The organism is Anaerococcus hydrogenalis DSM 7454 (assembly GCF_000173355.1).
GTDB lineage: Bacteria > Bacillota > Clostridia > Tissierellales > Peptoniphilaceae > Anaerococcus > Anaerococcus hydrogenalis.
In genome coordinates this window covers 1-7760 of record NZ_ABXA01000021.1, presented here as the reverse complement: position 1 = coordinate 7760, position 7760 = coordinate 1, and the positions used below count along the sequence as shown (strand labels likewise).

The 7760-nt window shown below is 30.1% G+C and carries 9 protein-coding genes, 1 tRNA gene and 1 pseudogene; 9 read left to right on the top strand and 2 right to left on the bottom strand.

Annotated features, from left to right (window positions below; genetic code table 11):
• Window positions 1–58 precede the first annotated feature (58 nt).
• Complete coding sequence (locus ANHYDRO_RS04225; RefSeq protein ID WP_244261639.1) at window positions 59–274, top strand: hypothetical protein; 216 nt, start codon at window positions 59–61, stop codon at window positions 272–274.
• A 293-nt stretch (window positions 275–567) separates the two neighbouring features.
• Here ANHYDRO_RS04225 and tpx read toward each other — a convergent pair whose 3' ends face one another.
• Window positions 568–1080 (bottom strand): thiol peroxidase, encoded by a 513-nt coding sequence (tpx, locus tag ANHYDRO_RS04220; protein ID WP_004813869.1) that lies wholly within the window; start codon window positions 1078–1080, stop codon window positions 568–570.
• Window positions 1081–1234: 154 nt separating this feature from the next.
• On the opposite strand from tpx, the gene ANHYDRO_RS04215 reads away from it, so the two are divergent.
• The 7 genes and pseudogenes from ANHYDRO_RS04215 to uraA all read left to right on the top strand — a co-directional run bounded on the left by ANHYDRO_RS04215 (window position 1235) and on the right by uraA (window position 6247).
• Window positions 1235–1879, top strand: coding sequence for a 50S ribosomal protein L25 (locus ANHYDRO_RS04215; RefSeq protein ID WP_004813867.1), 645 nt, complete (start codon window positions 1235–1237; stop codon window positions 1877–1879).
• Window positions 1880–1973: 94 nt separating this feature from the next.
• A pseudogene (gene tmk / locus ANHYDRO_RS04210) lies at window positions 1974–2604 on the top strand (dTMP kinase).
• The gene (locus ANHYDRO_RS04205) at window positions 2601–2930 is read left to right on the top strand and encodes a cyclic-di-AMP receptor (RefSeq protein ID WP_004813861.1); all 330 of its coding nucleotides are present in this window, start codon (window positions 2601–2603) and stop codon (window positions 2928–2930) included. The pseudogene tmk and the gene ANHYDRO_RS04205 overlap by 4 nt, the downstream one beginning before the upstream one ends.
• 1 nt (window position 2931) lies before the next feature.
• On the top strand, window positions 2932–3759 hold the full coding sequence (locus ANHYDRO_RS04200) for a DNA polymerase III subunit delta' (RefSeq protein WP_004813860.1): 828 nt from the start codon (window positions 2932–2934) through the stop codon (window positions 3757–3759).
• Window positions 3731–4549 (top strand): PSP1 domain-containing protein, encoded by an 819-nt coding sequence (locus ANHYDRO_RS04195; protein WP_004813858.1) that lies wholly within the window; start codon window positions 3731–3733, stop codon window positions 4547–4549. The genes ANHYDRO_RS04200 and ANHYDRO_RS04195 overlap by 29 nt, the downstream gene beginning before the upstream one ends.
• A 103-nt stretch (window positions 4550–4652) precedes the next feature.
• Window positions 4653–4829, top strand: a complete 177-nt coding sequence (locus tag ANHYDRO_RS04190) for an indolepyruvate ferredoxin oxidoreductase subunit alpha (protein ID WP_004813856.1) — start codon at window positions 4653–4655, stop codon at window positions 4827–4829.
• 152 nt (window positions 4830–4981) lie between these two features.
• Window positions 4982–6247, top strand: a complete 1266-nt coding sequence (gene uraA / locus ANHYDRO_RS04185; protein ID WP_039914008.1) for a uracil permease — start codon at window positions 4982–4984, stop codon at window positions 6245–6247.
• Between the two features lie 270 nt (window positions 6248–6517).
• Here the strand turns inward: uraA and ANHYDRO_RS04180 are convergent.
• A tRNA-Thr gene (locus ANHYDRO_RS04180) sits at window positions 6518–6593 on the bottom strand.
• A gap of 136 nt (window positions 6594–6729) precedes the next feature.
• Here ANHYDRO_RS04180 and tuf point away from each other — a divergent pair.
• Window positions 6730–7760: elongation factor Tu (gene tuf / locus ANHYDRO_RS04175; RefSeq protein WP_004813852.1), on the top strand; the 1031-nt coding region annotated here is incomplete at its 3' end.

Sequence of the window (7760 nt, the reverse complement as noted above, 5' to 3'; positions counted from 1 at the left end):
AAAGATAGCCTAACATAACTTGTATGACTGCAAAGTTCTAATGAAAAAAGAAACAAAAATGCCAAATTATAATATGCTTTGGGAAGAAGTTAAGTATGGTGTAAAAAATGGATACAAATCATTAGACCTTGGTGGGGTATTTCACTTGATAAAAAAGATGGTCTTTATAGATATAAAGAACATTTTTGTCATCCAAATAAATATACAGCATATATTGGAGAGCTTGATGTTGTTTATGATAGGGACCTTTATGAAAATTTTTAATAACAAATAATTAAAAAGCAAACTTTATTGTTTGCTTCAGACTGTTGATAAACTAAAAATTTTCCCATTTCGACCGAGTGCAACGAGCGGAGAAATCTCTTGAGATCTCTCCATGCGTTCGTTTCACTCACTTAGTCGAGATGGTACTTAGCTTAATTTTATTTCAAAATAAAATATTATCTAATTTCATACTTTGTCTATGCTCTGAAGCAAACTTTATTGTTTGCTTTTTTTATTTGAAAATTTCACAAAAAAATAGCTAGATCTCTCTAGCTATTAGTGATTTTAAAGATTTATATTTTATTAAACTAATTTTTTAGCAGCTTCTAGTGCAGCTTCATAGTCTGGTAGTTCGGTATTTTGTTCAAGATATTCAACATGAACTAATTTATTATCTTTGTCTACTACAAATACTGCCCTGTTTTGTAATTTTAATTCTTTTATTAAAGTTGCATATTTGTCAGCAAAATCTAAATAATTATAATCAGAAACTGTTTTTACTTGATCTATTCCCTTAGCTGAACAAAATCTTGATTGAGCAAATGGTAGGTCGTTTGAAATTGTAACAATTGAAACATCAGGGCTAATATCTGCTGCAGCCTTGTTGAATTTTGTTGTTTGAATTTCACAAACTGATGTATCAAGTGAAGGAACTACTGATAATATTTTTATTTTTCCTTCTTCTTCTTTGTAAAAATCATATTCTGATAAGTCGTTATTTATAGCTTTGAAGTTTGGAGCTGTATCTCCTACTTTAAGTTCTTCTCCAATTACAGTAATTTCTTCTTCACCGAATTTTTTCTTTCTTTCTGTCATTTATACCTCCTAAATGAAAATTCTTTCTATATTTATATACCCATTTTTTATATTTTATTAATTTTTTTCAAATAAGAAGAATAACATTGTCAAATCATTTGAAATAAGGTATAATTAATCAGTATGAAATGTTAGATTATATAAGGAGGAAACAATGGCAGATATAGTTTTAAAATCAGAAAAAAGAGAAGCTGTCGGAAAAAATCAAGTTAATAAACTTAGACAACAAGCTATTGTACCAGGTGTTGTATATGGTAAAGATAAAGAAAATATAAATGTACAATTTACATCAAGAGATTTTGATAAGGTATTATCTCAAGCAGGTACATCTACAATTATTGACTTAGATTTAGATGGTGAAAAAGTACCAGTACTTATTAAAGATTATCAAATGCACCCATTCAAATCTCAATTTTTCCATGTAGACTTCCAAGCAATTAATGCGAAAGAAGCTATCAGAGTTACAGTTCCAGTATACTTAAGTGGAAGAGATGATATTAGGGTTGAACCATCAGTATTAGTTCAAAATATTGATACAGTTGACGTTGAATGTTTACCAATGTATATACCACAATATGCAGAAGTTGTAGTAACAGAAATGCAAATTGGTGATGCTTTCACAGTAGCTGATCTTGATATAGCTAAAGATGAAAACATCAACATATTACTTGAAGATGATGAAGTTGTATGTTCACTTCAAGAACCTCAAGAAGAAGTTGTTGTTGAAGAAGAAGATAGCGAATCTGCAGCTGACGTACCAACTGTTGATGAAACTGAAGAAAAAGAAGACGAAGAATAAGTCTAAGAAACAAAGGCCGTTAAGGTCTTTTTTTTTACAAATTTTTAAAATTTTGAAATTTTAATCTTTTTACAATTTATTGTATAATGTAAATATGAACGGATTATTAATTGTATTTGAAGGTCCAGATGGTTCTGGCAAAACTACTGTTTTGGAAAAAGTTTATGATAAACTTTTACAAGATGGTTATGATATTTATAAGTTTAGAGAACCTGGTGGAACGGAAATTTCAGAAAAAATTAGAGAAATTATTTTAGATAATGACAATATAAAAATGTCAGCAAGATGTGAAGCTTTACTTTATGCTGCAAGTAGGGCCCAATTAATTGAAGAAAAATTAAGGCCTCTTTTAGAAAAAGGATCTATCATTCTTTGTGATAGGTTTGTTTTAAGTTCTATGCTTTATCAAGGCATTGGGAGAGGGCTTGGGATTGATGAGGTTAAAAAAATTAATGATTTTGCAATTGGAGAAATAAAAGCAGATTTAACCTTATTTTTAAATATTGATTACAAAACTGCTATAGATAGAAAAAGAAAAAACTTTGTTTCTGACCGATTGGAAAATGAAGATGATTCTTTTCACAAAAAAAACTTATGAAGGCTATATTGATTTATCTAAAAGATTCAAAGACGAGATTATATCAATTGACGCCAACAAGAGCTTAGATCTTGTTGTTAATAATTGTTTAGATGAAATTAAGACTTATTTAAAGGAGAAAAAATGAAACTTTTAATTGCTATAGTTCAAGATGCAGATGCAAACTTTTTGATGGACTCACTAACAGAAAAGAGATATAGGGTTACTAAACTTGCAACAACTGGTGGATTTTTGAGAGAGGGAAATACAACCTTACTTATAGGTATAGAAGAAGAAAATCTTGAAGAAGTTAAAAAAATAATTGAAGATAATTGTAAAAAAAGAACAACCCAATCATCAGTAATAAATCCAACAGCTGATTCACCACTACTTGCAACAAGTGCGCCTGTAGATGTAAATGTTGGGGGAGCTACTATTTTTATTTTAGATGTTGACCAATATATAAGAATTTAATATGGAGCTTTTAGAAAATCAAATTGAAAACAAGAGGCTATCCAGTGCCTATATCTTTGAATCTAAAAATTCAACCTATAATTTGGATAGGGCATTGGAATTTTCCAAAAAAGTTTTTGAATCTTATGGTTTAGATACAAGGCTATCTGAAAATCCCGATTTTGAGATAATAAAAAAGGATGAGAAGGAAAAGAATATAAGTATAAAAACTGTTAGGCTCTTGATAAACGATATGTATCTTAGGCCCAGTAACGGGAAAATTAAAATTTATGTAATAGATGAAAGTGAAAGATTGAGCCTTGAAGGTTCAAATGCTCTTTTAAAAAGCATAGAAGATGCAAAAGACTATATACTTATCATTTTTACTACTAATAATTCTTTTAGTCTTTTAAAGACTATTAGGTCTAGATGTCAAATTATAAGTTTTAAAAGTGAAAAAGAAAATGAATTTGTTGATAGGGAAGAATTATCCTATATATTAAGTGAAATAATTTCTGGGAACCTATCTTTTTATTATAAAAACAAAGATTTTTTTAGCAAGGCTAAAGATTATAAGGAAGAATTTTTTATAGAAATTTCAAATTTCTTCAATAATTTGATAAAATTAAAATATTATAGGGAAATTTCTATTGAAAATAAAAAAATATTATTTTACTTGAAAAAGATAGAAAAATTACCTTTTGATTCTATTGATAGGATGATAAGAAAAACAGAAGAAATAACAAAAGGATTTAAAAATAACGTAAATTTTGATTTGGCAATTGAAAATTTCGTATTTTTTATCTATAGAGAGGGGATAAATGTTGAAAGTAGTAGGAGTAAGCTTTAAAAAAGCAGGAAAAATATATTATTTCAATCCATTAGACTTTAATTTACAAATTGACGATAAGGTCATTGTAAATTCAAACTCATGTCTTGAAATAGGAACTGTAAAAACACCTGTAAAAGAAATAAGTGAAGATGAATTTGACCGTGAATTAAGTCCAATTATAAGAATAGCAAATAAAAATGACCTAAAAGAAGATGAAAAAAATAAAATAGATGCCAAAGAGGCTGTAAAAATTTGCCAGGAAAAAGCAGATAAACTAGGTCTAAATCTTCATGCTATAGAAGCTGAATTTACTTTCGATAGAAAAAAATTGATGATTTATTTTTCATCAAATAATAGGGTTGATTTTAGGAAACTTGTAAAAGAATTAGCGGCTATTTATAGAAACAGAATTGAGCTAAGGCAAATTGGAGTAAGAGACCATGCTAAATTAGTTGCAAGTGTAGGTCTTTGTGGCCAAAAATGTTGTTGTGCAAGATTTCTAGATGATTTTAAGCCCTTGTCCATAAAAATGGCAAAGGAGCAAGATATTACCCTCGATCCAAATAAAATATCTGGCTTATGTGGCAGGCTTATGTGCTGCCTGTCATATGAAAATGAAAATTATAAAATTGCCAAAAAGGCTATGCCAAAGGTAGGCCAAAAAGTTCAAACCCAAGATGGTATTGGTGTAGTTGTTGAAAATAATTATGTAAAAGAAAAATGTAAGATTAGGGTAAAAATTGAAGAAGATGATACAGAAGTCGAAAAATCTTATTGTCCAAAAGATATTAAGCAAATAAATAGTTAACAAAGTCTACTAAAAAATAAAGAGAAAATTGATATTTAATATCATTTGACATTAACTAATTTAACTACTATAATAATAATATAACAAATTAGGAGGTAATAATATGGCTTATAGAATAGATGAAAATACATGTATATCATGTGGATCATGTGAAGGTGAATGTCCAGTTCAAGCAATTGAACAAGGAGATGCAGCTTACGAAATCGACGAAGATGCATGCATCGATTGTGGATCATGTGCTGCTGTTTGTCCAGTAGAAGCAATCTCACCAGCAGAATAAAATATATACATATAAAAGACGAGGACCCAATTTATTGGGTCTTTTATTTTGCAAAAAAATAATATATATCTAAAAATTTTCTTATAAATTTTAATTGACAAGATATATAATTTTTGCTAATATATCTCTTGATGTATAAAAAAGGAGGCATTATGAAAAATTCTAAAAAAATTTACCATGTAGAAGATAAGTTACCATTTAAATTGTTGTTACCACTTTCTATCCAACACACATTTGCAATGTTTGGAGCTAGTGTTTTAGTTCCAATTTTATTTAAAATTAATCCAGGAATTGTACTATTTATGAATGGTATAGGAACATTATTATTTATATTATTTACCAAAAAGAAAGCACCTGCTTATTTGGGATCATCATTTGCATTTTTAGCACCAGGAACAGCTATTATTGCAAGTCAAGGATTTCAATATGCTCAAGGTGCTTTTATTGTGGTCGGACTTATAGGATGTTTATTAGCCTATATAATTTATAAATTTGGTATAGGATGGATCGATGTAGTATTACCACCTGCAGCTATGGGGGCAGTTGTAGCCTTAATAGGATTTGAACTTGCAGGAAATACAGTAACAGGTGGATCAATCGGAGCAAACTTGATGACAGATTCTGCAAATTACAAAGATTACATAGTATTTGCAATCACACTATTCACAGCAATTATAGGATCTGTAGCATTTAAAGGATTCTTTTCAACAATTCCAATTCTTATAGCAATAGTAGTTGGATATATAAGCGCAATATTTTTTGACATGGTTGACTTTACACCAGTCTTACAAGCAAAATTATTCACCCTTCCAAACTTTTCAACACCAAAATTTTCAATAGAAGCTATTTTATCAATGCTTCCAGTAATACTTGTAATAACAAGTGAACATATTTCTCACCAAGTAGTAACAAGTAACATAATAGGAAGAAATTTATTAGAAGACCCAGGACTCCACAGGTCAATATTTGCAGATAACTTCTCATCAGCACTTTCAGGACTTGTAGGAGGAGTTCCAACAACAACATACGGAGAAAATATCGGAGTAATGGCAATCACTGGAGTATATTCAGTACAAGTAATAGGGATGGCAGCAATAATTTCAATAATAATGGCATTTTTTGGACCACTTGCAGCCCTAATTCAAACAATACCAGGAGATGTAATAGGAGGAGTTACCTTCTTACTATATGGAATGATTGGAACTAGCGGAATAAGATTATTAGTTGATCAAAAAGTAGATTACTCAAAATCAATAAACTTAATCTTAACATCTGTAATCTTCATAGCAGGTCTTTCAGGATTATCAGTAAAATTCGGATCAATCCAACTACAAGGAATGGTTCTAGCATCAGTAGTAGCAGTATTACTATCAGCCTTTATGACTTTACTAAAAAAATTAAATTTAATAAACCAATAAAATTTTAAAATCAAGCTATATTATGGCTTGATTTTTTTATTTTAACTTATATAAAAAATAAAAAATATAGAAAAATACTTGAAAAATAGTAAAAATAAAAAATTATAAGTAAAAATAATATGGAAAATCCATAACTAATTATAAAAATAAGTGAAAAAAATATATATAATTTTTTTAAGATATACCATAATTTACGGCAATACTTAATTATAAGAAAATTGTAAAAATTGATTAATCGTAAAAGTTAAAAAATAAAAATGGGCAAAAAAATGGAGCCACTTCCCAGGATCGAACTGAGGACCTCATCCTTACCATGGATGCGCTCTACCGACTGAGCTAAAGTGGCATAGAAATAGTATACTACTTAATAATAATTTTGCAAATAATTTTTAATTATTCATAATAGACGGTATAATATTGGTAATTGTAGTAAATTTATAAAATTTATGGTATAGTAATCTTATAATATTTAGGAGGAAATAATGAGTAAAGAAACATTTGAAAGAAGTAAACCACATATTAATATTGGTACAATCGGACACGTTGACCACGGTAAAACAACAACAACAGCAGCAATCACACAAGCTCTAAACAAAAAATACGGAACAGGTGAATACGTAGATTACGAACACATCGATAAAGCTCCAGAAGAAAGAGAACGTGGAATCACAATCAACACATCAGTAGTAGAATACGAAACAGAAAAGAGACACTACGCACATATAGACGCTCCAGGCCACGCTGACTACGTTAAAAACATGATCACAGGAGCAGCACAAATGGACGGAGCAATCCTAGTAGTATCAGCTGCAGATGGTCCAATGCCACAAACAAGAGAACACATCTTATTAGCAAGACAAGTAGGAGTACCAAAAATCGCAGTATTCTTAAACAAAGAAGACCAAGTAGATGATCCAGAACTAATCGAATTAGTAGAAATGGAAGTAAGAGATTTACTATCAGAATATGAATTCGATGGGGACAATGCACCAGTAGTAGTAGGATCAGCATTAAAATCTCTACAAGAAGGTGGAGAAGGCGAATGGTCAGACAAAATCCTTCAATTAATGGATGAAGTAGACGAATACTTCGACATCCCAGAAAGAGATAACGACCAACCATTCCTAATGCCAGTAGAAGACGTAATGACAATCTCAGGAAGAGGAACAGTAGCAACAGGAAGAGTAGAAAGAGGAACACTAAAACTTGGATCTACAGTAGAAATAGTTGGACTAACAGACAAAACAAGAGAAGTAGTAGTAACAGGAATAGAAATGTTCCACAAATCACTTGAAACAACAGAATCAGGAGATAACTGTGCGTTACTATTAAGAGGAGTACAAAGAAACGAAATCCAAAGAGGACAAGTAATAGCAGAACCAGGTTCAGTACACCCACACACAGAATTTGAAGGACAAGTATACGTACTAACAAAAGAAGAAGGTGGACGTCATACACCATTCTTCTCAGGCTATAGACCACAATTCTTCTTCAGAACAACAGATGTAACAGG

Coding starts and splice junctions, on each gene's coding strand:
- ANHYDRO_RS04200 (WP_004813860.1), top strand. CDS start 2,932: ATGGAGCTTTTAGAAAATCAAATTGAAAACAAGAGGCTATCCAGTGCC.
- ANHYDRO_RS04225 (WP_244261639.1), top strand. CDS start 59: ATGCCAAATTATAATATGCTTTGGGAAGAAGTTAAGTATGGTGTAAAA.
- ANHYDRO_RS04215 (WP_004813867.1), top strand. CDS start 1,235: ATGGCAGATATAGTTTTAAAATCAGAAAAAAGAGAAGCTGTCGGAAAA.
- uraA (WP_039914008.1), top strand. CDS start 4,982: ATGAAAAATTCTAAAAAAATTTACCATGTAGAAGATAAGTTACCATTT.
- ANHYDRO_RS04205 (WP_004813861.1), top strand. CDS start 2,601: ATGAAACTTTTAATTGCTATAGTTCAAGATGCAGATGCAAACTTTTTG.
- ANHYDRO_RS04190 (WP_004813856.1), top strand. CDS start 4,653: ATGGCTTATAGAATAGATGAAAATACATGTATATCATGTGGATCATGT.
- tpx (WP_004813869.1), bottom strand. CDS start 1,080: ATGACAGAAAGAAAGAAAAAATTCGGTGAAGAAGAAATTACTGTAATT.
- ANHYDRO_RS04195 (WP_004813858.1), top strand. CDS start 3,731: ATGTTGAAAGTAGTAGGAGTAAGCTTTAAAAAAGCAGGAAAAATATAT.